General features: G+C 40.5%; 2 protein-coding genes. One reads left to right on the plus strand and one right to left on the minus strand.

Annotated elements, in window-relative coordinates:
- Nucleotides 1-91: 91 nt before the first annotated feature.
- A complete protein-coding gene (locus GMD4S_RS09255; protein WP_000760373.1) occupies nt 92-457 on the minus strand; it encodes a hypothetical protein in 366 nt (121 codons plus the stop codon).
- Between the two features lie 194 nt (nt 458-651).
- Between GMD4S_RS09255 and GMD4S_RS09260 the strand changes: the two genes are divergently transcribed.
- The coding region (locus GMD4S_RS09260) for a metallophosphoesterase family protein (protein ID WP_000161106.1) at nt 652-1,069 on the plus strand (418 nt) is incomplete at its 3' end.

Raw genomic sequence — 1,069 nt, forward strand, 5'->3', positions numbered from 1 at the left:
TTCCAGCAACCACGCACTCTCTAGTAGAAAGGGACTAAGTGACTTGTCTCTATGCATTATTATAGCATGATTGCGAGAATTTTCAAGGCTTTTATCCTATTTTTTTACTTTTCTGCTTGTTTGTAAGATGGCTAAGACCTCTACCTGATGCCATACCAAGTAGGGCGAAGATTTCATAGGCTACGAGATAAAGAAGAATGAACTCACCAAAGGTGATGATGGTAAAGCAATAGAGCAGTCCAATACCCAGCAACCACCAAAGTGAGAAATGAAACCGGTAGCTATAAAGAAGGGATACGATGAAGGTTGCTAAAGGTGAAAAGAGGATGATGTTGTTAATGTACAGTTCCTTCAGTGTATATGGGTCAGTGATGAGTAGTAAGAATAGCTCATAGAGGGGCCAGTAAAAGAAGAAAATGACAAGGTAGTATGGGATATACTTAAGATATTTTTTCATGGCAATAGTCCTCCAATCCTTGTTAAAAGAGTGCTACTGAAGAGTATCTTGCTATAAATGAGGATTCTCTTTACTTATATTATAGCAAGAAAGGAGTGATTTTCCAAGTTTTCTAGGAGAGCAGAAACGACTCTATTTTATGGCATTTCTGCTATAATACTAACAGAAGAAGTAAGAGGAAATGAGGAGAAAGAATGACCAAAATAGCAGTTCTTTCAGACATACATGGAAATACGACAGCTTTGGAAGCTGTTCTGGCTGATGCAAGAGCGGCAGAGGTAGATGAGTACTGGCTTTTGGGAGATATTCTGATGCCAGGAACAGGGCGTAGAAGGATATTGGACCTCTTAGCTAGCTTGCCCATCACTGCAAGAGTGCTGGGGAATTGGGAGAATAGTCTCTGGCGAGGCCTACATCGTAAGTTAGATCCTACAAAAGTGAGTCATCGTTATCTCCTGCGCCAAAGTCAGTACATCTTAGAAGAAATTAGCCCTAAAGAAATCGAAGACCTCCACGATCAACCTATGCAAGTTCATCGTCAGTTTGGTGATTTGATGGTAGGAATCACTCACCATCTCCCTGATAAAAACTGGGGTAGAGAGTTGATTCATA

The sequence above is a fragment of the Streptococcus sp. GMD4S genome (assembly GCF_000296955.1).

Coding starts and splice junctions, on each gene's coding strand:
- GMD4S_RS09255 (WP_000760373.1), bottom strand. CDS start 457: ATGAAAAAATATCTTAAGTATATCCCATACTACCTTGTCATTTTCTTC.